The organism is Pontibacter russatus (assembly GCF_009931655.1).
Taxonomy (GTDB): Bacteria; Bacteroidota; Bacteroidia; order Cytophagales; family Hymenobacteraceae; genus Pontibacter; species Pontibacter russatus.
Map to the genome: position 1 here is coordinate 3,193,739 of NZ_CP047984.1, position 23,757 is coordinate 3,217,495.

General features: G+C 56.1%; 19 protein-coding genes. 13 read left to right on the forward strand and 6 right to left on the reverse strand.

Going from position 1 to position 23,757, the window contains the following annotated elements:
* Positions 1 to 16 precede the first annotated feature (16 nt).
* The 4 genes from dgt (at position 17) to GSQ62_RS13135 (ending at position 6,466) form a co-directional block, all read left to right on the forward strand.
* Entirely contained in the window at positions 17 to 1,390 is a 1,374-nt protein-coding gene (gene dgt / locus GSQ62_RS13120) for a dGTP triphosphohydrolase (protein ID WP_161889921.1), read from the forward strand.
* 9 nt (positions 1,391 to 1,399) lie between these two features.
* Complete coding sequence (locus GSQ62_RS13125) at positions 1,400 to 2,683, forward strand: hypothetical protein (RefSeq protein WP_161889922.1); 1,284 nt, start codon at positions 1,400 to 1,402, stop codon at positions 2,681 to 2,683.
* 228 nt (positions 2,684 to 2,911) lie between these two features.
* Entirely contained in the window at positions 2,912 to 4,249 is a 1,338-nt protein-coding gene (locus GSQ62_RS13130; protein WP_161889923.1) for a M16 family metallopeptidase, read from the forward strand.
* Between the two features lie 135 nt (positions 4,250 to 4,384).
* Positions 4,385 to 6,466: a M16 family metallopeptidase gene (locus GSQ62_RS13135; protein WP_161889924.1), complete on the forward strand. Its 2,082-nt coding sequence runs from the start codon at positions 4,385 to 4,387 to the stop codon at positions 6,464 to 6,466.
* A gap of 180 nt (positions 6,467 to 6,646) precedes the next feature.
* Here the strand turns inward: GSQ62_RS13135 and GSQ62_RS13140 are convergent, their stop codons facing one another.
* Positions 6,647 to 7,555: a DUF72 domain-containing protein gene (locus GSQ62_RS13140; protein ID WP_161889925.1), complete on the reverse strand. Its 909-nt coding sequence runs from the start codon at positions 7,553 to 7,555 to the stop codon at positions 6,647 to 6,649.
* Positions 7,556 to 7,904: 349 nt separating this feature from the next.
* Here GSQ62_RS13140 and GSQ62_RS13145 point away from each other — a divergent pair, with 349 nt between their 5' ends.
* The 4 genes from GSQ62_RS13145 to GSQ62_RS13160 all read left to right on the forward strand — a co-directional run bounded on the left by GSQ62_RS13145 (position 7,905) and on the right by GSQ62_RS13160 (position 13,881).
* On the forward strand, positions 7,905 to 8,543 hold the full coding sequence (locus tag GSQ62_RS13145) for a septal ring lytic transglycosylase RlpA family protein (protein ID WP_161889926.1): 639 nt from the start codon (positions 7,905 to 7,907) through the stop codon (positions 8,541 to 8,543).
* A 316-nt stretch (positions 8,544 to 8,859) separates the two neighbouring features.
* Positions 8,860 to 9,414, forward strand: coding sequence for a hypothetical protein (locus tag GSQ62_RS13150; RefSeq protein ID WP_161889927.1), 555 nt, complete (start codon positions 8,860 to 8,862; stop codon positions 9,412 to 9,414).
* 270 nt (positions 9,415 to 9,684) lie between these two features.
* A complete protein-coding gene (locus GSQ62_RS13155; RefSeq protein ID WP_161889928.1) occupies positions 9,685 to 11,358 on the forward strand; it encodes an amidase in 1,674 nt (557 codons plus the stop codon).
* 105 nt (positions 11,359 to 11,463) lie between these two features.
* Positions 11,464 to 13,881 (forward strand): prolyl oligopeptidase family serine peptidase, encoded by a 2,418-nt coding sequence (locus GSQ62_RS13160; RefSeq protein ID WP_161889929.1) that lies wholly within the window; start codon positions 11,464 to 11,466, stop codon positions 13,879 to 13,881.
* A gap of 108 nt (positions 13,882 to 13,989) precedes the next feature.
* Here the strand turns inward: GSQ62_RS13160 and GSQ62_RS13165 are convergent, their stop codons facing one another.
* Entirely contained in the window at positions 13,990 to 14,799 is an 810-nt protein-coding gene (locus GSQ62_RS13165) for a phosphatase PAP2 family protein (protein WP_161889930.1), read from the reverse strand.
* Between the two features lie 278 nt (positions 14,800 to 15,077).
* Here GSQ62_RS13165 and metK point away from each other — a divergent pair, with 278 nt between their 5' ends.
* Positions 15,078 to 16,382 carry a methionine adenosyltransferase gene (gene metK, locus GSQ62_RS13170; RefSeq protein WP_161889931.1) on the forward strand — a complete coding sequence of 435 codons (1,305 nt, stop codon included), beginning with the start codon at positions 15,078 to 15,080 and terminating at the stop codon, positions 16,380 to 16,382.
* A 135-nt stretch (positions 16,383 to 16,517) separates the two neighbouring features.
* Here the strand turns inward: metK and hpf are convergent, their stop codons facing one another.
* From hpf to GSQ62_RS13190, 4 genes are all read right to left on the reverse strand, one after another.
* Positions 16,518 to 16,817 carry a ribosome hibernation-promoting factor, HPF/YfiA family gene (gene hpf / locus GSQ62_RS13175; RefSeq protein WP_161889932.1) on the reverse strand — a complete coding sequence of 100 codons (300 nt, stop codon included), beginning with the start codon at positions 16,815 to 16,817 and terminating at the stop codon, positions 16,518 to 16,520.
* Positions 16,818 to 16,841: 24 nt separating this feature from the next.
* Positions 16,842 to 17,720 (reverse strand): tyrosine-type recombinase/integrase, encoded by an 879-nt coding sequence (locus GSQ62_RS13180; protein ID WP_161889933.1) that lies wholly within the window; start codon positions 17,718 to 17,720, stop codon positions 16,842 to 16,844.
* Between the two features lie 71 nt (positions 17,721 to 17,791).
* Positions 17,792 to 17,986, reverse strand: coding sequence for a 30S ribosomal protein S21 (rpsU, locus tag GSQ62_RS13185; RefSeq protein WP_161889934.1), 195 nt, complete (start codon positions 17,984 to 17,986; stop codon positions 17,792 to 17,794).
* Between the two features lie 146 nt (positions 17,987 to 18,132).
* Positions 18,133 to 19,272, reverse strand: coding sequence for an acyl-CoA dehydrogenase family protein (locus GSQ62_RS13190; protein WP_161889935.1), 1,140 nt, complete (start codon positions 19,270 to 19,272; stop codon positions 18,133 to 18,135).
* Positions 19,273 to 19,709: 437 nt separating this feature from the next.
* On the opposite strand from GSQ62_RS13190, the gene GSQ62_RS13195 reads away from it, so the two are divergent.
* From GSQ62_RS13195 to GSQ62_RS13210, 4 genes are all read left to right on the forward strand, one after another.
* A complete protein-coding gene (locus GSQ62_RS13195; RefSeq protein WP_161889936.1) occupies positions 19,710 to 20,456 on the forward strand; it encodes a tyrosine-protein phosphatase in 747 nt (248 codons plus the stop codon).
* Positions 20,457 to 20,502: 46 nt separating this feature from the next.
* A complete protein-coding gene (locus GSQ62_RS13200) occupies positions 20,503 to 21,495 on the forward strand; it encodes an NAD-dependent epimerase/dehydratase family protein (RefSeq protein ID WP_161889937.1) in 993 nt (330 codons plus the stop codon).
* Between the two features lie 67 nt (positions 21,496 to 21,562).
* Positions 21,563 to 22,963: a tetratricopeptide repeat protein gene (locus tag GSQ62_RS13205; RefSeq protein WP_161889938.1), complete on the forward strand. Its 1,401-nt coding sequence runs from the start codon at positions 21,563 to 21,565 to the stop codon at positions 22,961 to 22,963.
* A gap of 6 nt (positions 22,964 to 22,969) precedes the next feature.
* On the forward strand, positions 22,970 to 23,752 hold the full coding sequence (locus tag GSQ62_RS13210) for a phosphosulfolactate synthase (RefSeq protein WP_161889939.1): 783 nt from the start codon (positions 22,970 to 22,972) through the stop codon (positions 23,750 to 23,752).
* Positions 23,753 to 23,757 lie beyond the last annotated feature (5 nt).

The following is a 23,757-nucleotide window of genomic DNA, read 5'->3' on the forward strand; positions in this document are numbered from 1 at the left end:
TTATTTATACTTACTTATGCCACACACTGCCACCTCCTGGGACAGACTTATATCCAAGAAGCGCTTCGAAACCACCGACCCGAAATACAGCACCGACGAATCCGTCCGGGGTGAGTTTCAGCGCGACTACGACCGCGTGGTGTTTTCCTCCGCCTTCCGCAGGCTGCAGAGCAAGACGCAGGTAATGCCCATGCCTGAGAGCGATTTTGTGCATACCCGCCTCACGCACAGCCTGGAGGCCTCGGTGGTGGGCCGCTCATTGGGGCGCATCGTGGGCAAGAGCATCCTGGAGCGGCACCCAGAACTGGCGCAGGAGAAACATATACAGGAGGCCGACTTCGGCGATGCAGTGGCCGCCGCCTGCCTCGCCCACGACATCGGCAACCCGCCCTTCGGCCACTCCGGCGAGGACGCCATCTCCGCCTACTTCCAGAGCGAGGCGGCGCAGCCATACCTCGCCACCCTCACCGACGCCGAGAAAGCCGACCTGCAGCGGTTTGAGGGCAATGCCGCCGGTTTCCGGACGCTCACCTATACCTATCCGGCGCACTGCAGCCTACCCGGCGGCCTCAGCCTGACTTACTCCACACTTGCCACTTTCACCAAATACCCGAAGGAATCGCTGCCGGTTATAGCGGGCACCAAAAACACCAGCGAGAAGAAGTACGGCTTTTTTCAGACGGAGAGGGCCTGGTTCAACACCATCGCCCAGGAACTGGGGCTGCTGAAGAAGGGTGAGACAGACGTGGTGTTCTATCACCGCCACCCGCTGGCTTTTCTGGTGGAGGCCGCCGACGATATCTGCTACCGCATCATTGATTTTGAGGACGGCCTGAAGCTGGGGCTGGTGCCGCATGCGAAAGGGATGGACCTGCTCCGCCAGATCCTCAACGACAACCCGAACCGCAAAACCAGCCTCCACTTCTACGACTGGAAGGAGGAGATCGGCTACCTGCGTGCCCGCATCATCAACAAGCTGATCGAAGAAACAACCGCCATATTTCTGCAGCACGAGCAGGAGATCTTGCAGGGCATATATGACAAGCCGCTCATCAACGAGCTGGAGTGCAAGCCGGTGCTCGACGAGATAAAAGACCTGTCGGTGAGGCTGATTTACCAGAACCGCCCGGTGCTGGAGATAGAGGCGGCGGGCTTCGAGGTGCTGGGCGGCCTGCTGGACGCCTGCGTGAAGGCTGTGTTCCACCCCGAGTCGAAGCACCACCGCAAACTGGCGGAACTCATCCCGCCGCACTACCTGCAGTTACCCGAAGGGGCCTCCGATTATGAGCGCATCATCCACATCACCGACTTCGTGGCCAGCCTCACCGACCAGGCCGCCCTGGGGCTGTACCGCAAAATCAAGGGGATTGAGCTGCCGAGGATGTATTAGCCTGTATCTGTGATGAAGTCTGTTATCAGGAGAGCGGATGTGGTGCTGCTGGCGATGTATATAGCCATCTGTGCTACAATCATATTTCGGGCATTTGCAGATGAGGCAGGCTATACTACGCTCGATTCAGCGTATTATTTAGAATTGGCGGAAAATCTTACAGAGGGCCAGGGCTTTTATATGTCAAATGAATATCCTATCCCCGAAGAGAAAACACCACAGAACCATATGCTCTTCACGGCCTGGCCTGTGGGGTATCCTTTGATGATAGCTTTCGCTTCGGCAATTACCGGGTTAGAGGTATTCTGGGCATCAAAACTCCTGAACTTGTTTCTCTTGGGCTTGAGCTTTTTACTGTTACGTTGTATCAGTAGTACGCATGCTTACCTGCTTTCCTCCGCTTACTGTACGTACACGCTGCTTGCTGTCTACTCCTACACCTGGTCTGAAGCGCCTTTTAACTTTGGGTGCTTGCTGTTAGTTTTTTTGCTCACCCAGCTCTATGCAGGCAGGTATATAAACAGAACGATAGTCTTGCTGTTCCTCTCTGGTATCTTCCTGTTTTTAACACGTTATATAGGGTTCTTCTCGTTCGGGGTTTTAGCGCTTGCAGCCATATGCTTCTGGCGCCGCAAGCAGCTAATAATTAGTTTTAAGCTTTTTACAGCAGCAACTTTGCTTTGCTTTTTGGCAACTCTTTACTTCTTTGTCAACTACTACATCACAGGCTCCTTCTCAGGCGGCGACAGGCTGGCTAACCAGGAACCCGTTGAGGAATTCCTTGTAAGCCACTCCTCTGGCATTGTAAATGAATTCTTTCTGGTGAGAAAACATTATGCTTCCGGTTCTCCTGATATGCTATTCTGGGCAACAATGGCTGTTCAGATTACTGCAATAGGAGCTGTAGTGTTTTTGTTGAGAAACGATTGGGCTAACGTGTATTTCAGAGACGAGGATAAAGTGTTCCCCAGGTTATGCTTCATTGTTGCAGGCATATACTTTGTCGTCTTATTTCTACTCAGGGTTATTTCACCTTTCGACCCACTTGACTTTAGATTGTTGTCTCCCTCTGTGCTTCTGACACTTGTTGCAATGCTGTTCTACATCATCAAATTACCCGCCTCTCATAAACATAAAGCCCCCATTCAAGCTGTTGTTGTTTGGTTTTTCTATCTTTTCTTTACTCATGAATCTCCCCAAGGAGTTTATCTTGAATCATATGGTGCAGTTCCTGCCGTAAAAGCTTGTTGCATTCTCAGAAAAGCGCTCTTAGTTTATAGAGGTGTGGGATAAACGATTAACAGGTAGTGATTGTGTTGAAGGATATAGCAAACCACTCCTGTTCGTCTACAAATATCACTGCTTCATCTGCCGCCTTGCCATCCTGGCCGAATGTAGACATATTTACTTGTACCTGGCTGGCATATTGCTCTATTTAAAGTTATATTTATAGCAGGCATATAGCGGCTCCGTGAGCAGTTGCCATATACCCGCACACGCATCTAAAGCAATCGCTACCATATGAAACGAAAGTTTGTCACCTGCCTTTTGTGGTGCGCCGCCAGCCTGGCTGCGCTGGCGCAGACCGAAGGCAACAGAATAGAATTTACAGAGTACGACCTCCCGAACGGCCTGCACGTGATCCTGCACGAAGACCACTCCACCCCGAACGTGGCCGTGTCGGTGCTGTACCATGTGGGCTCCAAAAATGAAGTGGAAGGCCGCTCCGGCTTTGCGCACTTTTTCGAGCACCTCATGTTTGAGGGCACTGAGAACATCGGCCGCGGCGAGTACAGCTCACTGGTGCAGAAGGCGGGCGGCGCCCTGAACGCCAACACCTCCTTCGACCGCACCTATTACTACGAGTTGCTGCCGTCTAACCAACTGGCGCTGGGGCTGTGGCTGGAGGCGGAGCGCATGAAGCACGCCAAGATAGACGAGATTGGGGTGGAGACGCAGCGCAAGGTAGTGCAGGAAGAGAAGCGGGAGCGCATCGACAACCAGCCCTATGGCTCCATGGGCGAGAATGTGTTTTCCCTTGCCTTCCAGGAGCATCCCTACAAAACCATGCCCATCGGCTCCTTCGAGGATTTGAATGCGGCCAGCATCGGGGAGTTCCGCGACTTCTACAAGACCTTTTACGTGCCCAACAACGCGACGCTTTCCATTGCCGGAGACATTGACACAGAAGAAACAAAGAAGCTGATAGAAGAATACTTTGGCGACATCCCGAAAGGCACCAAAGAGATACCCCGCCCCGATGTGGTGGAGCCGGAGCAGACAGCGGAGCGCCGCAAAACGGTATATGACAACATCCAACTGCCCGCCGTGATCCAGGCCTACCATATCCCGGCGCAGGGTACGGAGGATTACTACGCCCTTTCCATGCTGACTACCCTGCTATCTGGCGGGGAGAGTGCGCGGCTGCCCAAGGCGCTGGTCGACAAGCAGCAGATAGCCGTGGCCGCCGCCTCCATTCCGTTCCCGACCGAGGACCCCGGCCTTTTCCTGACCTTCGCCATTGCCAACATGGGCGTGGAGGTGGACGACCTGGAACAGGCCATGAACGCGGAGATTGAGCGCGTGAAGACGGAGTCGCTCTCGGACCGCGAGTTTCAGAAGCTGCGCAACCAGGTGGAAAGCGACTTTGTGCAGCAGAACAGCACCGTGGCGGGTATAGCCGAGAGTCTGGCCAACTACTCCGTGTACTATGGCGACGCCAACCTGATCAACACAGAACTGCAACGCTATATGAAGGTGACGAAAGAGGATATCCAGCGCGTGGCGAAAGAGTACCTCACCAAAGACAACCGCGTGGTGCTGCATTACCTGCCACAATCCGAAAAGCCGCAGCAATAGGTTTTAGATTAGGATATGAGATACAAGGCGTTAAATGTAAGATGCTGTTATATAGGCCTTTGCGCTAATTCCTGCCTGCCTTAAATCTTGGGTCCTGTGTCTTGCCTCTTGTGTCCATTATAAAAAAGAACAACCATGATAAAGAAACTATATAGCACTGCACTCCTGGCGCTGGCGCTGGTATATATAACCCCGGCCCAGGCGCAACAGACCACGCCGCCGCCGCCGGGACCAGCCCCGCAAATTGAGCTGGGCGAGTACGAGCACTTCACCCTCAAAAACGGGCTGAAAGTATATGTGGTGGAGAACCACAAACTGCCGGTGGTGTCAATGTCGCTGGTGCTGGACCGCGACCCGATTCTGGAGGGCGACAAAGCCGGATACGTGCAGGCGGCCGGGCAGATGATGCGCACGGGCACCACCACCCGCACCAAAGACCAGTTTGACGAGCAGGTGGATTTTATCGGCGCTGACCTGGGCTTCTCTTCTACCGGCTTCAGCGCCTCGTCCCTGAAAAAGCACCTGCCCACGCTGGTGGACCTGACCACCGATGCGCTGCTGCATCCGAAGTTCACACAAGAGGAACTTGACAAGATAAAGAAGCAGATGAAAGCCAGCCTGGCGCAATCGAAAGACGACCCGGATGCCATCGCCAGCCGCACGCGCAACCTGGTGCTATATGGCAAAGACCACCCTTACGGCGAACTGATGACCGAGGAGACGGTGGACAACATCACGCTGCAGGACATCCAGAAGTATTATGACACCTATTTCAAGCCAAACATCGGCTACCTGGCAGTGGTGGGCGACGTGAAGCCGAAGGAGGTGAGGAAGCTCCTGAAGAAATCATTCCGGAAGTGGGAGAAAGGCGAGGTGCCGGAGAAAGAGTATGACCTGCCAGCGCAGCCGGAGCAAACGCAGGTAGTAATTGTGGACAGGCCAAGCGCGGTGCAAAGCTCGCTGGTCCTCACCAACTCCGCCGACCTGGAGCCGGGTGCGCCCGATGCCGTGGCCGCTTCGCTGATGAACAGCATCCTGGGCGGCGGCATGGACTCGCGCCTGTTCCAGAACCTGCGCGAAACCCACGGCTACACCTACGGCGCCTACTCCTCCATTAACAGCGATGAGATACTGGGCCGGTTCAATGCTGGTGCCAACGTGCGAAATGCCGTGACAGACAGTGCCGTGACGGAGTTTATAGATGAACTGAGCAGGATTCGCGACGAACGTGTGAGCGCCGAGGAACTGCGGGACGCCAAAGCCTATGTGATGGGCAGCTTCGGCCGCGGCCTGGAGAACCCCGCCACGGTAGCCGTGTATGCCATCAACACCGCCCGCTACGGCCTGCCCGAGGATTACTACGCCAACTACCTGAAGAAAGTGGAGGCCGTGACGGCAGAGGATGTGCAGCGCGTGGCGCAGAAGTACATCCACCCTGACAAGATGTACATCCTGGCCGTGGGCAGCGCCTCTGAGATAGCCGGCAAACTGAAGCCGTTCGACAAGGATACCATCACCTATTACAACGCCACCGGCGAGAAAGTAGCCCGTGTGGCCATGGGCGTGCCTGCCGGGGTTACTGCGGAACAGGTGATTGCCGATTACATCAAAGCCATTGGCGGGCAGGAGGCCATCGGAAATCTGAAGGATATCACCGTCACTAGCAAGGCCAGCGTGCAGGGCATGCCCCTCACGCTGGTGCAGCGGCAGAAGGGCAACGATAAATTCGTGACGCAGATTATGATGAACGACAATCCGGTGCAGCGCGTGGTCATTAACGGCGACAAAGGCAGAATGGAGGCGCCGATGCAGGGCGTGAACAAGGAACTGACGAAAGAGGAGTTAGTCACGCAAATGCTGGAAGTCAGCCAGTTTCCGGTGCTGCAGTACAAGAAACTGGGTGTCGAAACGAAACTGACGGGCATGGAGAAAGTAGACGGCAAAGAGGCCTACGCGGTAGAGGTAACGCTGCCAAACGGCCAGAAATCCACTCACTACTTTGACAAAGCCACCGGCCTGCGCCTGAAGCAGGTAAATAACTTAGAATCACCGCAGGGTATCATCACCCAAACTAAAACCTACAGCGACTACAAAGAGGTGAACGGGGTGAAGTTCCCTTACGTGGTAGAGACCGTGGTAGGCCCGCAGACAATAAGAGCCGAGGTGCAGCAAATCGAAGTGAACAAAAACCTGCCCGACGACACGTTTAAAATGTAGCTTTTTAAGACTTTAGACACAAGAAGTTAGACATTAAACTGGTGCCATATATAATCAAAGGAGAGGCTGCTCTATATAGTGTGGCCTTCCCTTTGATAAATAGGACCGCGTTATATACAGTTCATTCCAGCTATACCAGCAAGTTGTTCAACAAAACAAGCAACAACCATCACTCAGCAATCAAAACAGCTCCCCCTGCACCGGCTGCACAAATTTCTTCGGGGGCTTCAGGTCAAAGCCGCAGACTTTGTTGAGTTGCTCGATCAGGTATATAGCCAGGTCTGGTGCCAGCGTGTTGTCCGGCTCATGCACGAAAAAGTAGAGCTGGCGCAGGCCGTTGTCAAACCAAAGTTTCAGGCGCTCCACCCAAGCATCGATGCGGGCGTAATCAGTTGGGTGCAGGCCGTTGCCGACAAAGCGGATCATGGCCGAAGGCGTGGTGAGGCGCATGTGCAGCACATCGCGTCGTCCGGCCACATCCGTCAGCACGGTGCCCGCCCTGTGCTTCTCCAGCACCTCGAACAGCGCCAGGCTCGCCACATTGTCCGCAAACCAGTCGGGGTGGCGCAGCTCCACGGCGAGCGGGATGCTCTCCGGTATAAACCTCAGGAAGGCCTCCAGGTCGGGGAGTTGCCGGGGTGCGAAATACGGCGGCAGTTGCAGGAAAGCATCCCCCAACTTGTCTTCCAGCCCGGCAATGGCCGCGCAGAAGGCCGCGGTTATATCGCGTGTGCTGCGCAGGGCGGCCTCGTGGCTGATAAGCTGCGGAAACTTGGGGCAGAAGGTGAAGCCCTGCGGTACAGCCTGCCGCCAGCGGTCTATGGTGTCGGGGCCGGGGATGTGGTAGTGTGTGCTGTTGAGCTCGATGGTGTTAAACTGCCTGCCGTACCAGAGCAGGGCGTCTTTGTCGCGCATGCTGCCGGGGTACAGGCTGCCCACCCACGCTTTGTTCGCCCACACCGGCAGCCCCACATACACGCGCGGTTTTATATAGGAGCCAGCCTGCCGCAACAGGGGCAGCGTGTCGGGGTGGTCAGGGGGAAGCGTAAAATCAACGCGGCTGATGTCTTGGAGTTTCCCGAAGTCCATAGCTGAATTTTGTATTATATATACGTGAGCAGCAGCCAACAGGAGGGCCGGAAGCAGGTGCGTGCCTGGCAATTCTGCCATGTTAACCGGCAAAAGTAAAGCAGTAATCACCCAGAAATCATCTTTTCCGTAAATTTTTTAAAGTTTTTTTCGGCGCGGACCCAAAAGCTCTTCCCCGTCTTAAAGTATTGTTCTACCTACCGGATATACCCTTTTGTTTAAAATCTGACTTACAGCACAAGGCTTGCCAGGGGGCGTATCCCTCCACATCCTTGGCCGCATGTCGCCGTATAAGGCTCTATTTTGCAAATTTTGCCTAACTTTGCGGCTTCACCAACTTTTAACAGATATGATAAATAATAGAAAGTGCTTCATTTTATCAGCAATCATTTTTCTATTTATCGGCATCAGCCAGCCCATCTCTGCACAAAGCACAGACATACAAAAAGGGGAAGCCTCGTGGTACGGGAGCAAGTACCACGGCAGGCCAACCAGCAGCGGCGAACCCTACAACAAGAACGAAATGACCGCCGCCCATAAAACACTCCCTTTCGGCACCAAAGTGAAAGTAACCAACCTCGAAAACAACGAGTCGGTGATTGTCCGCATCAACGACCGGGGCCCGTTCGTGGGAGACCGCATCATCGACGTGTCGGAGGTGGCTGCCCGCAAGCTGGAGTTTCACGACGAGGGCATCGGGTATGTAAAAGTAGAGGTGCTGGAACTGCCCGGCGACTATGATGCGCAGCGTGCCGGTGTCTTTACCATCCAGGCGGGCACCTATGCCAGCATGCAGCACGCGGAGCACCTGAGCCAGAAACTGAAGGCCTTCGACAAGCACCTGGAGGTAGAGTTGAAAGACGAAATCGTCCAGGGCAAAAAAGTGCATCGCATCAGGGCGGGCCGTTTCGAAAACCGCCAGCAGGCCGAGGCATTCAACGATTTGCTGAAAGAGGAAGGGCTGTCCGGCCTTGTGAAAGAGGCGTAAAAACTACAAAGCATTCCTTTACCGAAAGCGGCGGGCGCAGGGCAACACATCCTGCGCCCGCCGCTTTTTTGTGTTTATACGCCTGCTGTTCAGAAGAACGGCCCTGGTGGCAGGCACTGATTTTTCTCGGCCACAGCCGCACCGATATATAGCACGAAGCCGTTATAGAGAATTCGCCAACAGAGCGTCGGCAAAGAACCGCTGCGATACGTAAAACAAAAAAACGTGCCTGCCCCTGCGGAGGCACCGCGCCACAGGGGCAGGCGGAAGAGGGGCGTGTTGACTTGGTGCGGGAAACTACATAAATTTTGAGACTATGCAGGAGGAAGTGGATATAGTCAGGATTTCGGATGAGCAGATAAAGATACTGCGGAACGTGCTGGGCGAAAGGATATACTTTCTGTACTCCGACAAGCTGCAGGTGGAGCACCTGGAGAAAGGGTACGTGTTCTGGGCAAACGGCTTCGCCATCGCACTGTCGACCATCAACCAGCCGCCCGGCAAGTTCAGGACCTACATCAACATCAGCGCCGACTACAGAACCTGCCCGAAGGACGCCAGCACCTACTACGAGTTTGATGTGAACGTGAGCGGCGCCCCGCTGTGGCAGGAGGGCGCCCTGCAGTTCGGGAAGCTCTCCAGCCTGAAGGTCTTCTCGGACCCCATCCTGATGATAGAAATTTACCAGAACTGCAACAAGGCGGGCGAGAAGGGGCGGCTGCACGACTGCGCCATGGTCCTCTATTCACAGCGCAGGAAATACCTGCTGCAGGCACGGCAGGAACTGGTGGGGGGAATCAACATCATGCTGGATGAGGCTTTCATTGAGTCCCAGATAAGGCCCCTGAAGCTGCGCTACACCCTCGTCTGAGAGGAAGCTTTTTTCTGAGACGCTTCAAGGTTATATATACAGGCATATAGGATAGGCTCGCCCGGTGTCAGATGCTGATGGAGCGGCAGGCATATGACAGGCCTTGCGGCAGGCCATATTTCCCGGAGGCAGGCAAATGCCACTGCACGCTCCCTCAAACCAGACATCGCTCCGGCCCTTGCGTCGTCTCCCCGACAGGCAGAAGTGCCACAGGTCTCCGCTTATATTTTGAGGATATTAGCTATCTTGGTCTTCTGAAGACAGCAGACCATGAAGAAAAGTAGAATTGCCTTGCTCGGTGCCCTATGCTTCGTTTCCGGGGCTTTCGTGACCAGGTTGGCAGATGATAAAATAACAGTGGCGGTGCTGCAGGACGCGCAGAAACTGATGGGCCTGCACTTCTCGGATGCGCAGCTGGATTCCACGCTGTCGGAGATGGCGGATTTCAGGGAGAGCTACGAGGAAATCCGGAAGGTGCCGCTGCCGAACGAGGTGGCGCCCGCGCTCGTGTTTAACCCCATTCCGGCAGGGTATCAGTTTGAACAGCAGAAAACACCGTTTGAGGTGGCCCGTCCGGCAAAGGTAAGGCTGCCGAAGAACCGTGAGGAGCTGGCGTTTTACTCCGTTCCGCAACTGGCGGAGCTGGTGCGGACGCAGCAGATTACCTCTGAGGAGCTGACGAAATTCTTTCTCGCCCGCCTGAAAAAGTACGGACCCACCCTGGAGTGCGTCACCACGCTGACGGAGGAACTGGCGCTGCAGCAGGCCCGGCAGGCTGACCAGGAGATAAAGGCCGGTAAGTACAAAGGCATGCTGCACGGCATCCCGTTCGGGGTGAAAGACCTGCTCTCCACCCGAAGATACAAGACCACCTGGGGTGCCATGCCCTACAAAGACCAGGTGATAGACGAGGATGCGACGGTGGTGCAGCGCCTGCAGGAGGCGGGCGGCGTGCTGGTGGCGAAAACAACCCTGGGGGCGCTGGCGATGGGCGATGTGTGGTACGGCGGCAAAACCCGCTCGCCCTGGGATATAAGCCAGGGCTCCAGCGGCTCGTCGGCCGGTTCGGCAGCGGCGGTGGCGGCTGGCTTGCTGCCTTACGCCATCGGTACCGAAACGCTGGGCTCCATTGTCTCCCCGTCCACGGCTTGCGGCACCACAGGCCTGCGGCCGACGTTTGGGCGCGTGAGCCGCCACGGCGCGATGGCCCTGAGCTGGTCGATGGACAAAATCGGCCCGATTGCCCGCTCCGCCGAGGATTGCGCCATCGTGTTCAACGCCATATATGGACCGGACGGAAAGGACCAATCGGTATATGACGCCCCTTTCAACTACAACCCGAACATCGATGCGAAGAAGCTGCGCGTGGGCTATCTCAAAAATGATTTCGCGGGGAAATACGGCTTCAAGCAAAACGACGAGGCCACCCTGGCGGCACTGCGCAAAGCTGGCGTGGAACTGGTGCCCCTCGAGTTGCCCGACCTGCCTGCCGGTGCCCTGGCGCTGACCATATCGGTGGAGGGGGCCGCCGCTTTCGACGAACTGACGCGCAGCGGCCGCGACAGCCTGCTGGTGGCGCAGCACAGGAACGCCTGGCCCAATTATTTCCGGGCGGCCCGTTTTGTGCCTGCCGTGGAGTACCTGCAGGCGCAGCGCGTGCGCAATTTGTTGGTGCAGCAGATGCAGGAAAAGCTGCGGGACGTGGATGTCTATATAAGCCCGTCGTTTGCCAGCAGCAATCTGGTGGTCACGAACCTGACAGGGCATCCGTGCGTGGTGGTGCCGAACGGTTTTCAGGAGAACGGCATGCCCACCACCATCACGTTTATCGGCAAGCTTTTCGGGGAGGCGGAGCTGCTCACCTTCGCCAGGTTCTACCAGGACCTGACGAACCACGAGGAGAAGCACCCGAGCCTGAACTTCGGGAAGAAAAAGAAATCCTGATGCAGCAAAGCCGCCTGATATATAGGATGCGGGCGGCGGCTCCGCTATAGGGCTTCGGCAGCTTACTTATACCTACTACATAACAATCACCCTATATATAAACAGATGCTATTAAATAAGAGAGCCGTGGCCCTGCTGGCTTATCTGATGCTGGGCGCTGGCTCGCTGCTGGCGCAGGAGAAGAAGACGGAGCTGAGCGTGGAGAAGATCATGCGCGACCCCAGGTGGATGGGCACCTCCCCGGGCAACATCTTCTGGTCAGAGGACGGCAGGAAGATCTACTTCAGCTGGAACCCGGACGGCAACAAAGGCGACTCGCTCTACAGCGCGTCAGCCGACGGCAGGAACATCCGCAAGGTGAGCCCGCAGGAGCGCCGCAGCCTGCCCTCGCCTAACGGAGCCTACAATCGCGCCGAGACAAAGAAGGTGTATGAGCAGCATGGCGACATCTACCTGTATGATATAAAAGCGGGCAAGCCGCAGCAGATCACCAACACCGTGGAGCGGGAGAGCAGCCCCTCGTTCAGCCACAGCGAGCAGAAGGTGGTCTATATAAAAGACGGCAACCTATATGCCTGGCATATGGCCAGCGGGCAGACGGTGCAGCTGACGGATTTCAGGAAGGGCAAAAAGGCGGCTGAGGAAGGCAAAAACGCGCAGCGCGAGTGGCTGAAGGCGCAACAACTGGCGCTGCTGCAGACCGTGCGTGACCGCGAGGCGGAGAAAGAAGCGCAGGAAAGACAGGAGAAAAAGGACAAGCCACCCCGGCCAAAAGAGATCTTCATAGAGGAGCAGGAAGTCAGCAGCATCAACCTGAGCCCGGACGAGCGCTTTATATCCTACCAACTGGTGACTAGCCCGAAGAATGCGAAGGTGGCGATTGTGCCGAATTATGTCACCTCCTCGGGCTATACCGAAGACATCAACACCCGCACCAAAGTAGGCGATGCGCAGGCGACCTCCGCTTTCTATATATATGACACGCAGCGCGACACGGCCTTTGCTGTATCGATGAAGGATGTGGCCTGTATATATGAGCAGCCGGCTTATATAGCGGAGAAGGCAGCCAAAGCCGGTGCGGCGAAAGAGCCCACAGGAAGCAAGGCAAAAAAGCCAGCAATGCGTGCCACGGTTATATATGGCCCCTACTGGTCAGGCAACGGGAAGCAGGCCGTGGTGGTGGCCCGCTCCGAAGACAACAAAGACCGCTGGATTCTGAAGCTGGACCCGGCCACCGGCAAGCTTTCCCTGCTGGACCGGCAGCGCGACGAGGCCTGGATCAACGGCCCCGGCATTGGCTACGGCCCCGGCGACATCGGCTGGATGCCCGACAACGGGCATATATGGTTTCAGTCGGAGGAGAGCGGCTACTCGCATGTATATACCCTAAACGTGAACAGCGGGAAGAAGAAAGCCCTGACAAGCGGCAAGTTCGAGGTGTCGGAGCTGCGGATGTCAGATGATAAGAAGCATTGGTACTTCACCGCCAACAAAACGCACCCGGGCGAGCGGCACTTTTACCGCATGCCGTTGCAGGGCGGAGAGATGGTGCAACTCACCACCCTGCCCGGTGCGCAGGAGGTAACGCTGTCGCCGGACGAGAAGACGCTGGCTGTGCTGTCCTCTACCAGCAACACGCCCTGGGAGCTGTTTGTGATGGACAACAAAAGAAGCGCAAAGCCGAAGCAGGTGACGCACTCGCTCACGGAGGAATTCAAATCCTATGACTGGCGCGAGCCGGAGGTGGTGACGTTTAAGGCGCAGGATGGAACCGCCGTATATGCCCGCGTATACCGCCCGGAGAATCCCGAAAGCAAAGGCCCGGCCGTGGTGTTTGTGCATGGCGCCGGTTACCTGCAGAACGCGCACAAGTGGTGGAGCAGCTATTTCCGGGAGTATATGTTCCATAACTTCCTCGCCGACCAGGGCTACACCGTGCTGGACATCGACTACCGGGGCAGCGCCGGCTATGGCCGCGATGTGCGCACCGGCATCTACCGCTTCATGGGCGGCAAAGACCTCAGCGACCATATAGATGGGGCAAAGTTTCTGGTGGAGCAGTATGACGTGGACCCGGCGCGTATCGGGATATATGGCGGCTCTTACGGCGGCTTTATCACCCTGATGGCCATGTTCACGGAGCCGGGCGTATTTGCCGCCGGTGCTGCGCTGCGCTCCGTCACCGACTGGGCGCACTACAACCACGGTTATTCCTCCAACATCCTCAACACGCCCTACACCGACAGCACCGCCTACGCCAAAAGCTCGCCTATCTACTACGCGGAAGGCCTGAAGGGTGCCCTGCTTATTTGCCACGGCATGGTAGACACCAACGTGCATTTCCAGGATGTGGTGCGCCTGACGCAGCGCCTGATCGAATTGGGAAAAGAGAACTGGGAACTGGCCGTGTACCCGGTAGAGAGCCACGGTTTCACGGAGCCCTCCAGCTGGACGGACGAGTACAAACGGATTTTCAAGCTCTTCGAGGAGAACCTGAAGAAAGCTCCGAAAGACAGGAGCTGACCACTCATCCTCCACTCTATAAAAAAGCGCGGGCTATCGTATGACAGCCCGCGCTTTTTTATAGAGTGGATAACCCCAGACTTAGAAACGGCGGCCTTCCATATATGCCTAAAAGGTATAAGTAAATTGCGCGCCGCTGTAGTAGCGCCCGGAAAATGGCACGAGGCTGATGTTGGTGGTATTCGTCTTCTTGTGGAGTTGCGGCACCAGAATGCCCGCGGCCGCGCCCATGGCATAGCCCAGGATATTGTCGCTCAGGAAGTGCTTGCCTGCCCGCAGCCGCAGGTAGCCCACCGTGGCGGGCACGGCAGCGGCAGCGGCCCACACATAAGGCCTGGCGGGAGAGTCGGGGTTGAAGTCATGAAAAATTTTGGCGGCGAAGAAAGAGGCAGCGGCAGAGGCCGCTGTGTGCCCGGCATAAAACGAGTTCTGCGCATTCGCCCTCGTCTTCTCGGAAAGCTCTACTTCCGGGCTATAGGTCAAAGGCCGGTCGCGGGGCACAATGCCATTGGCCATGGTAAAAAGAGCGCCCGTAATAGACATAGTTTCCAGATACAGCACAAACACCTGCCCGGCTTTGCCCCGTATGTTGTCGTTGAGCAGCATGAGGGCCGGGGCCACGGCAAACGAGCCGTAGAAGGGGAAGTCGCTGGTCTTCTTGGCCGACTCGGAGTGCCAGCCCGCCGAGAAGCGGTCGAAGCGGTTCACCTCGTCTTTGCTCTGTGTCATGGCCTCTTCTTCCGTCAGGCCCTCCTTGTCCTGCATCAGAGTCAGGCCGTAGTAGCTGAGGCCCATGCCGGCGGCAATAATGGGCGCGTCCACTTTCAGGCTGGTTTCATAGGGGGAGTCGTTTTCCTGGCCGAAGGCGTTGCCCGTGAGCACAGTAAGGATGGCAAATACAGTAAGAATGCGTTTCATATATAGATTTTGCGGGTGATATGATTTTATCTTCAAACGGAGCGCCATTTCAAAAGTTATGGCACTTCCTGTGTTGTTTTTCGGCTTTTAAGGGCTGGCGGCAGCCAGTAGGTCTGGAAGGCAGCATTATTTTTAATTAGATTTTCCACCCATTTTTTCCGGCGGGGGCAGATTGCCCGCTGGGCCAGTGTGTTTTAAGTGTGGCAGAATTGTTTTAGCTTTGCAGCCGCTGCCGGTGCAGGCGGCCGGTTTATACTTTGTACCTAAACTCATACAATATGCCTTATTTATTTACGTCGGAGTCTGTGTCAGAGGGGCATCCCGATAAAGTGGCGGATCAGATATCGGATGCGCTGTTAGACGAGTTTCTGAAGCAGGACCCACAGTCCAAGGTAGCCTGCGAAACGCTGGTGACGACAGGCCTGGTGGTGCTGAGCGGCGAGGTGAAAACAGAAGCCTACGTAGACGTGCAGAAGGTGGCCCGCGAGGTGATCAAGCGCATCGGCTATACAAAGTCTGAATACAAGTTCGACGCCGATGCCTGCGGCGTGATCTCGGCCATCCACGAGCAGTCGGCGGACATCAACCAGGGCGTGGAGCGCACTAACCCCGAGGACCAGGGCGCGGGCGACCAGGGCATGATGTTCGGCTACGCCACCAACGAAACCGACAACTACATGCCGCTGGCGCTCAGTATCTCGCACCTGCTGCTGCAGGAGCTGTCTGCTATCCGCAAGGAGGGCAAGGAAATGACCTACCTGCGCCCGGACGCCAAGTCGCAGGTAACCATCCGTTACAGCGACAGCCACGTGCCCGAGAAGATCGACACCATCGTGATCTCCACCCAGCACGACGAGTTTGTGACAGCCAAAGACGACAGCGCGGAGGCAAAAAACGAAGCAGAGAAGCAGATGGTGCAGCAGATTAAAGAAGACGTGGACGCCATTCTCATTCCGCGCGTGCTGCAACTGCTGCCGGAGCGCATCCAGAAACTGTTCAACAGCGACATCACCTACCACATCAACCCAACAGGCAAGTTCGTGATCGGGGGGCCGCACGGCGACACGGGCCTGACAGGCCGCAAGATCATCGTGGACACCTACGGCGGAAAGGGCGCGCACGGGGGCGGGGCCTTCTCCGGCAAAGACTCTTCCAAGGTAGACCGCTCGGCTGCCTACGCAGCCCGCCATATCGCCAAAAACCTGGTGGCCGCCGGTGTGGCAGACCAGGCGCTGGTGCAGGTGGCCTACGCCATTGGCGTGGCAAAGCCGGTTGGTTTATATGTCACCACCTACGGCTCTACCAACGTGAAAGACAGCAAAGGCGACACCATGAGCGACGGCGAGATCTCCGAGAGAGTGAGCAAGCTGTTCGACATGCGCCCCTATGCCATTGTGCAGCGCTTCGGCTTGCAAAACCCGATTTTCGCGGAGACGGCGGCTTACGGCCATATGGGCAGAACGCCTTATTTGAAGCGGGTGGAGGTAGGCAGAAACGGCCATACCGAAGTAAAGGAGTTCGAGACCTTCACCTGGGAGAAACTGGACTACGTAGACAAGATAAAGGCTGAGTTCGGCCTGTAGTGTGCAGACACAAGACATCTTATATATAAACAGAACGGCCTGCTATTTTTAGCAGGCCGTTCTGTTTATATGTGGTCAGTTTATAGATGGTTTACAAACTCGGAACTCGGAATTATGGTGGAAGCGCAGCTTCCGTCAGTGGGCCGCCAGTTTCTGCTTGTGCTTCTTCAGCTGGCGGCGCATTGCATCCACGGCGGCGTCGGCGGCAGCCTCGAACGAAGGGGCATCCTCCTGCGAGAAGAGCGTGGAGCCCGGCACAAACAACCGGATCTCGACTGTCTTGTTATCTATTCCGTCTTTGTTGTTGTTCTTGAGGAACACCTCGCCATTCACTATTCTGTCGTAGAACGTCTCCAGTTTATTCACCTTCTGCTGAATAAAGGAATTCAGCTGCTCATCAGCCTCTAAGTTCACGGAATACATTTGTAGCTTCATAGTTTTTACATTTAATGATTAAACTTACGCTTTTGGGTGGGCTTTCTCGAAAATTGATTTCAGCTTCTCAATGGAGTTATGGGTATATACCTGCGTGGCCGCAAGGCTCGCGTGGCCCAGCAAATCCTTGATTGCGTTCAGGTCGGCGCCTTTGTTCAGCAGGTGCGTGGCAAACGAGTGGCGCAGCACGTGCGGGCTGTTATGTTCGGAGGACGTAATCAAGCTGATGTACTTTTTAACGACGCGGTAAACGAATTTAGGATACAGGGGACGTGCCTTATTAGTAACGAGCAAGTTTGCCGAATTGTTATCGCCAAAATAGCGCTTCTTCTGCTCCGTGTAGGCGCTGATGCTGCCCAGCAGCGAGTCGTTGAGGGGGACGATGCGCTCCTTGTTGCCCTTGCCCAGCACGCGCACCGTTTTGGCACGGTGGTCAATGTCAGCGTGTTGCACGCCCAGGAGCTCCGCCAGCCGGATGCCGGTGCCGTACAGGAACTCCAGGATCAGGCGCTCGCGCTGCCCCTCAAAATTTTCCTCGAACGTGAAGCTGTCGAGCAGGGTGTTAAAGGGCTCCTCCAGCACAAAGCCTGGCAGCTTTTTGGAGGCTTTGGGCGCTTTGATTCGCAGCATCGGGTTCGCCCCGATGCGCTGCTGCGCCAGCAGGAACCGGTAGTACGAGCGCAGGCAGGCGATTTTCCGGTTGATGGAGCGCGGCTGTATGTTTTGCTGCACCAGTGTCAGAATCCAGGACCGGATAATGGCGTGATTGGCCTCGGCGGCGTCGGTGATGCCGTAGGTGTGCTGCAGGTACTGGGCAAACTGGCCGAGATCGGTGTGGTAGGAGGTAAGCGTGTGCGGGCTATACCGCTTCTCGTACTGGAGGTACTTAAAAAATAAATCCATAATTTGGTATACCCGCTGTTGTGGAGCGGGTATACCAAATTATGGAAAAATAAAGTATGTTGTTAGAAAGCCTAGTAGTTTTCGTTAGCAAACATCTGTTGCTTATATACCGCTCTCTCTTTTTGCTTTCTTTTAGAAACAGACGGCTTCTCGAAATAAGCTCTTGAACGCAGCTCTTTCAAAACGCCTGTTCTCTCAAACTTCTTTTTGAATCTCTTCAAGGCCCGGTCTACTGACTCGTTATCTTTTACGTTGATAATAATCATATTTCTCTCTTTTCTCTTTGAATTAAGGATGCAAATTTAACTAAGCTTATACTTAAAAATCAACATATTGGCTGAATATATTTTCACAATGCCGGATTTTTTATAAGGAAGGCGGCGAAAGGCGGTTTTTGCAGCCTGTGCGGCCCTTACTTCAGTATTGCTCTGGATATAACAAGCTTTTGTATCTCGCTTGTTCCCTCTCCGATGGTGCAGAGTTTGGCGTCGCGGTAATACTTCTCGGCCGGGTAATCTTTGGTGAAGCCGTAGCCGCCGAAAATCTGCACCGCTTCGTTGGCCACGCGCACCGCCACCTCAGAGGCGAAGTACTTGGCCATCGCTGACTCCTTGTTCACGTCCAGCCCCCGGTTCTTCCTGTCGGCGGCCTGGTAGGTGAGCAGGGCGGCCGCCTCTATCTCGGTGGCCATGTCAGCCAGCTTAAAGGCGATACCCTGAAAGCTGGAAATCGGTTTGCCGAACTGGCTGCGCTCCTGCGAGTAGGCCAGCGCCGCGTCGAAGGCGCCCTGCGCGATGCCCAGCGAGAGGGCGGCAATGGAGATGCGGCCGCCGTCCAGTACTTTCATGGCCTGCACGAAGCCCTCACCCACGTTGCCTATTAGCTGGCTTTTGTGTACGCGGCAGTCCTGGAAGATAAGCTCGGTGGTTTCGGAGGCGCGCATGCCCAGTTTGTCCTCTTTGCGGCCAGCGCTGAAACCAGGGGTGCCTTTCTCGACAATAAAGGCCGACATGCCATGCGAGTCGCCCACTTCGCCGGTGCGCACAATCACCACCGCCACATTGCCCGACTTGCCGTGGGTGATGAAGTTCTTGGCGCCGTTAAGCACCCACTCTTCGCCGTCCTGCACGGCCACGGTGCGCATGTTGCCCGCGTCGGAGCCGGTGTTGGGCTCCGTTAAGCCCCAGGCGCCAATCCACTCGGCCGTGGCCAGTTTGGGCAGGTACTTTTGCTTCTGCTCCTCGCTGCCGAACTGCAGGATATGGCCGGTACACAGGGAGTTGTGCGCCGCCACCGAGAGCCCGATGGAGCCGTCTGTCCTGGAGATTTCGGCAATGGCAGTCACGTACTCCAGGTAGCCAAAGCCAGACCCGCCGTATTCCGCAGGCACCAGCACCCCCATCAGGCCCAGGCCACCCAGTTTTTTGAACACTTCTATGGGAAATTCCTGGCTCTCGTCCCATTGCCGCATGCTGGGCTTGATGTGCTTTGCGCTGAAGTCACGGACCATGTCCGCTATCATACGCTGGCTTTCAGTCGTTCTTAACTCCATTTATCTTTTTGCGTGTAGCAGATGTATTTATCTAGTATCCCGTATAACGGCAATATGTATACGTAGTTTGCAAGGCTATATAGAAGACCGGTTGTTGCAGCATGTGTTTTTTACAGAGTGGCAGTGGCAGCCCCTTTTATGGCGCTATAATTGTTGCATTGTGAAAGCGCGGGGCCCTGTGCCGGTGCAATGTCAAAACCCATGGCGCCTCCGCAGGGGCTCGGCCAAAGGCAGTGCCTGAAATATAGCAGAATAGTGAGCGGCGGGTATATAGGACGGGCAAAGCAAAATTTCCTTTTCAGGTGTTAAAACCCTTTGCCTGACAGAGCGGTATGTGAGATATGGCTTTATTTTGACGGCGCTATTTATTTGCGTTATTTTGAAGATTGGCTGCTCCTGAGTAGCCCGGGTATGGCCAAAGTGCCGAAACGTTGCAGATGATACAGTTCTTGAAGAACCTTTTTGGAGACAGCACGCCGTTGGAAGAGTCTTTCAGCGGCCTGGGCGTGGACATGCACTCGCATATCCTGCCCGGCATCGACGACGGCTCCGAAAACATAGAACAGTCGCTGGAGCTGGTGCGGGCCATGCAGGCGCTCGGCTACCGCAAACTCATCATGACCCCCCACATCATGAGCGACTTCTACAGAAACACGCCGGAGATCATCCGCGAGAAACTGGAACTGCTGCGCGGGGCGTTGGAGGTGGCGGGCATCCCGATGGAACTGGGCTGCGCCGCAGAGTATTACTTGGACGAGGGCCTGCTGGAGAAGCTGGAAAACAATGAGGAACTGCTGACCTTTGGCGACAGGTACCTGCTGTTCGAGACATCGTTCCTGAACGAGCCCCTGAACCTGCGGGATGCCATCTTCATGATGCGAACCAAAGGCTACAAGCCGGTGATGGCCCACCCCGAGCGGTACACTTATTTTTATGGTAAGTTTGATGCCCTGGCCTCGCTGCGGGAGCAGGGCGTGCTGTTTCAGCCCAACCTCAACTCCCTCACGGGCTATTACTCGCCGGGGGCAAAGGACTATGCCGAGCGCCTGATAGAAGAGGGGCTGGTCGATTTTCTGGGCTCTGACACGCATAGCCTGAAACACACCGGCAACCTGCAGAAGGTGCTTTGCAGCAAACACCTGAGCAAGGCACTCGCGCTGCCGCTGCGCAACAACCTGCTTTAGATTTATATCAGCTTATATATACTCCTCACTTTATATATCCTCATACATGGTATTCGTAACTGGCGGCAGCGGCCTGGTCGGCACGTTCCTGATTCCGGCGCTGCTGCAGCGGGGGCACCCGGTAAAAGCGCTTTACCGCGGGCAGGTGCCAGCCATGCCGGGCGCGGACCAGGTGCAGTGGCTGGAGGGTGATGTGCTGGACCCGTCCTTTCTGCGGGAGGCGCTGCAGGGGGTAAGCCATGTGTTCCATTGCGCAGGCGTGGTGTCTTACGCGCCGCAGGACGAGGACCTGCTGAAGCAGGTGAACATCGAGGGGACCGCCAACATCGTGGATGCGTGCCTGGAGCAACCCGCCGTAAAGTTGTGCCACGTCAGCTCCATTGCCGCGATTGGCCGCCCGCAGGGGGCTACGCTGCTGAACGAGGACTGCAAATGGGACCCCGCCGCAGAGCACTCTGCCTATGCCAGTTCCAAGTACTGGGGCGAGCTGGAGGTGTGGCGCGGCGTGGCCGAAGGACTGGATGCGGTGATCGTGAACCCCTCTGTCATACTCGGGCCCGCCGACTGGAACCGCAGCAGCACCCGGCTCTTTAAGTACGTGTACCGCGAGCGGCCTTTCTACACCGGGGGCAGCGCCAACTTCGTGGATGTGCGGGATGTGGTGGAGGCCATGCTGCAACTGGCCTTCTCGGATATATCGGGAGAAAGGTATATATTGAATGCCGGGCTCCTGAGCTATAAGTCGTTTTTTGAGCAGGCCGCCCGCTGCTTCGGCAAAAGAGCGCCTGGCACGCGGGTGCCGTCGCTGGTGGCCGAGGCGGTGTGGCGCTTCGAGCACGCCCGCGCCTGGCTCACCGGCGCCCGCCCGCTCATCACCAAAGACACGGCCCGGGTTTCGGCGAAGCGCCATGAATTCAGCAACAGCAAGATCCGCTCGGCCCTGGGCTTCTCGTTCAGACCAGTCTCTGAATCAATTGCTTGGGTTTGCGGGCAGTTGCAGCCCGCCGCATCGGGCGTGGCGGCGGAGGGCCGGGAATAAACTATTTGCCCCTTAATAATGTAGTAAAGCATGGGCTGTTTTTAGGGCAGCTTGTTGGATATTGGAGATGAAAGAAAACTTTGAGGAACATAACGAGGAACTGGAACTGATACAACGCTTCGAGCGCATGCTCGGCAGCAACGAAACTGTTTTCTTCGACCTGACGGATTTTGAATATATAATTGACCACTACACCGCTAATTTTGAATACAAGAAGGCGCTGGCCGCCTGTGAGTCTGCCATTGCCCAGTACCCCTTCTCCACAGAGCTGCAGATAGACAAGGCGCAGCTGCTGGCCATGGCTGGCAGCTTCGAGGATGCGCTGGTGCTGATAAACCGCGTGGCGGAGACAGACCCCGAGAACGCCGATGTGCAGCTCACGCGCGGCATTATCTTCACGCAGCGCGGCGAGTTCCGGGAGGCCATCGACCATTTCAAGAAGGCCCTGGCCTACGCCCCGGACGACCGCGACGACATCTACTTCAACATCGGGCTGGCGTACCAGACGTGGGGCAAGTTCAGCTCTGCCGTAAAGTACTATAAAAAGTGCATCGAGCTGAACCCGGAGAACGAGGCGGCCATGCAGGAGGTCCTGTACTGCCTGGAGGTGACGAACACCATCAGCGAGAGCGTACCTTTCTTTCAGCAGTTCGTGGACAACGAGCCTTACTCTGCAGTGGCGTGGTTCAACCTGGGCAACATGTACAACAAGATGGGCGCCTACGACAAAGCCATCGCCGCCTACGACTACGCCACCATCATCGACCCCAAGTTTATCACCGCCTACAACAACATGGCCAATGCGCTGGTGTTTGTCGGCGACTATGCAAAGGCCATTGAGGCGTTTAACGCGATGGTGGAGCATAGCAGCCCCTCTGCCGAAGCGTACTGCAACATCGGCGAGTGTTACGAGAAGCTGGAGCAGTGGGACCTTTCGCGCCGCTACTACCAGAAATCCGTGGACCTGGACCCGGAGATGGACGAGGCCTGGTTCGGCATCGGGATGATACTGGATGCGCAGAACAAGTGGCACGAGGCGGTGCATTTCTTTAAAAAGGCCGTGGATTTGTACGACGACAGCGCCGACTACTGGGTGGCGCTGGCCGCCGCAGAGTACCATGTGGGGCATGTGGTGTCGGCGCTGGAGAGCTACGCGCGCGCCGCCGACATCCGCCCCGACGACAAGGACATCTACCTCAACTGGTCCATCATCCTGTATGAGCAGGGCAATTTCGAGGAGGCCACGGATATTATCCTGAATGCTATCGAGATTCAGCCGAAGGAGGCAGAGCTGTATTACAGGGCCTGCGCCTACATGCTTTCGGCAGGAAAATACCGCGAAGCTTACAATTATCTGGAAAATGCGTTAGTTTTGGACTTCGATAAGCACCGGCTGCTCTTCGAGTTCTTCCCCGAACTGGAGTCGCAGCGTGCCTTATCCCGTTTAATTGACCAGTATCGCAAATAAAAGTAGATGAATTATTCGCTGAACAGCATTCCAGAGCGGGCGCCGAAGCCACGCGAGCGCGGTTATACCATGGCCATGGACAAGGGCCTGAGTGTACGTGAGGTAGAGGACTTTATAGAGGTTGCCGGAGACTACGTGGATATTGTGAAGCTGGGCTGGGCCACCTCGTACGTAGTGCCGAACCTGCAGCGGAAACTGGACGCGTACCGGGCCGCCGGCATACCGGTTTATTTTGGGGGCACCCTTTTCGAGGCCTTTATCGTGCGCAACCAGTTTGAGGACTACCGCCGCGTGCTCGACAAGTACGAGATGACGTTTGCGGAGGTGTCGGACGGCTCGCTGGAGATGGACCACGGTGTAAAGTGCGACTACATCAGGAAGCTTTCGGAGCAGGTAACAGTGCTGTCGGAGGTTGGTTCCAAGGACGCGGAGAAAATCATACCGCCCTATATGTGGATCAGGCTGATGCAGGCGGAACTGGACGCGGGTGCCTGGAAAGTGATCGGCGAGGCCCGCGAGGGCGGCAACGTCGGCCTGTTCCGTTCTACCGGCGAGGTGCGCAGCGGCCTGGTGGAGGAGATCCTGACGAAAATCCCGTTTGAGAAAATCCTGTGGGAAGCCCCGCAGAAATCGCAGCAGGTGTGGTTTATCAAGCTGCTGGGCGCGAACGTGAACCTGGGCAACATCGCCCCGAGCGAGGTGATTCCGCTGGAGACCATCCGCCTGGGCCTGCGCGGCGACACCTTCAGCCACTTTCTGGATATGGAAAAGTCGAACCTGAAGGGTTAAATTGT

Coding starts and splice junctions, on each gene's coding strand:
- dgt (WP_161889921.1), top strand. CDS start 17: ATGCCACACACTGCCACCTCCTGGGACAGACTTATATCCAAGAAGCGC.
- GSQ62_RS13130 (WP_161889923.1), top strand. CDS start 2,912: ATGAAACGAAAGTTTGTCACCTGCCTTTTGTGGTGCGCCGCCAGCCTG.
- GSQ62_RS13135 (WP_161889924.1), top strand. CDS start 4,385: ATGATAAAGAAACTATATAGCACTGCACTCCTGGCGCTGGCGCTGGTA.
- GSQ62_RS13140 (WP_161889925.1), bottom strand. CDS start 7,555: ATGGACTTCGGGAAACTCCAAGACATCAGCCGCGTTGATTTTACGCTT.
- GSQ62_RS13145 (WP_161889926.1), top strand. CDS start 7,905: ATGATAAATAATAGAAAGTGCTTCATTTTATCAGCAATCATTTTTCTA.
- GSQ62_RS13150 (WP_161889927.1), top strand. CDS start 8,860: ATGCAGGAGGAAGTGGATATAGTCAGGATTTCGGATGAGCAGATAAAG.
- GSQ62_RS13155 (WP_161889928.1), top strand. CDS start 9,685: ATGAAGAAAAGTAGAATTGCCTTGCTCGGTGCCCTATGCTTCGTTTCC.
- GSQ62_RS13160 (WP_161889929.1), top strand. CDS start 11,464: ATGCTATTAAATAAGAGAGCCGTGGCCCTGCTGGCTTATCTGATGCTG.
- GSQ62_RS13165 (WP_161889930.1), bottom strand. CDS start 14,799: ATGAAACGCATTCTTACTGTATTTGCCATCCTTACTGTGCTCACGGGC.
- metK (WP_161889931.1), top strand. CDS start 15,078: ATGCCTTATTTATTTACGTCGGAGTCTGTGTCAGAGGGGCATCCCGAT.
- hpf (WP_161889932.1), bottom strand. CDS start 16,817: ATGAAGCTACAAATGTATTCCGTGAACTTAGAGGCTGATGAGCAGCTG.
- GSQ62_RS13180 (WP_161889933.1), bottom strand. CDS start 17,720: ATGGATTTATTTTTTAAGTACCTCCAGTACGAGAAGCGGTATAGCCCG.
- rpsU (WP_161889934.1), bottom strand. CDS start 17,986: ATGATTATTATCAACGTAAAAGATAACGAGTCAGTAGACCGGGCCTTG.
- GSQ62_RS13190 (WP_161889935.1), bottom strand. CDS start 19,272: ATGGAGTTAAGAACGACTGAAAGCCAGCGTATGATAGCGGACATGGTC.
- GSQ62_RS13195 (WP_161889936.1), top strand. CDS start 19,710: ATGATACAGTTCTTGAAGAACCTTTTTGGAGACAGCACGCCGTTGGAA.
- GSQ62_RS13200 (WP_161889937.1), top strand. CDS start 20,503: ATGGTATTCGTAACTGGCGGCAGCGGCCTGGTCGGCACGTTCCTGATT.
- GSQ62_RS13205 (WP_161889938.1), top strand. CDS start 21,563: ATGAAAGAAAACTTTGAGGAACATAACGAGGAACTGGAACTGATACAA.
- GSQ62_RS13210 (WP_161889939.1), top strand. CDS start 22,970: ATGAATTATTCGCTGAACAGCATTCCAGAGCGGGCGCCGAAGCCACGC.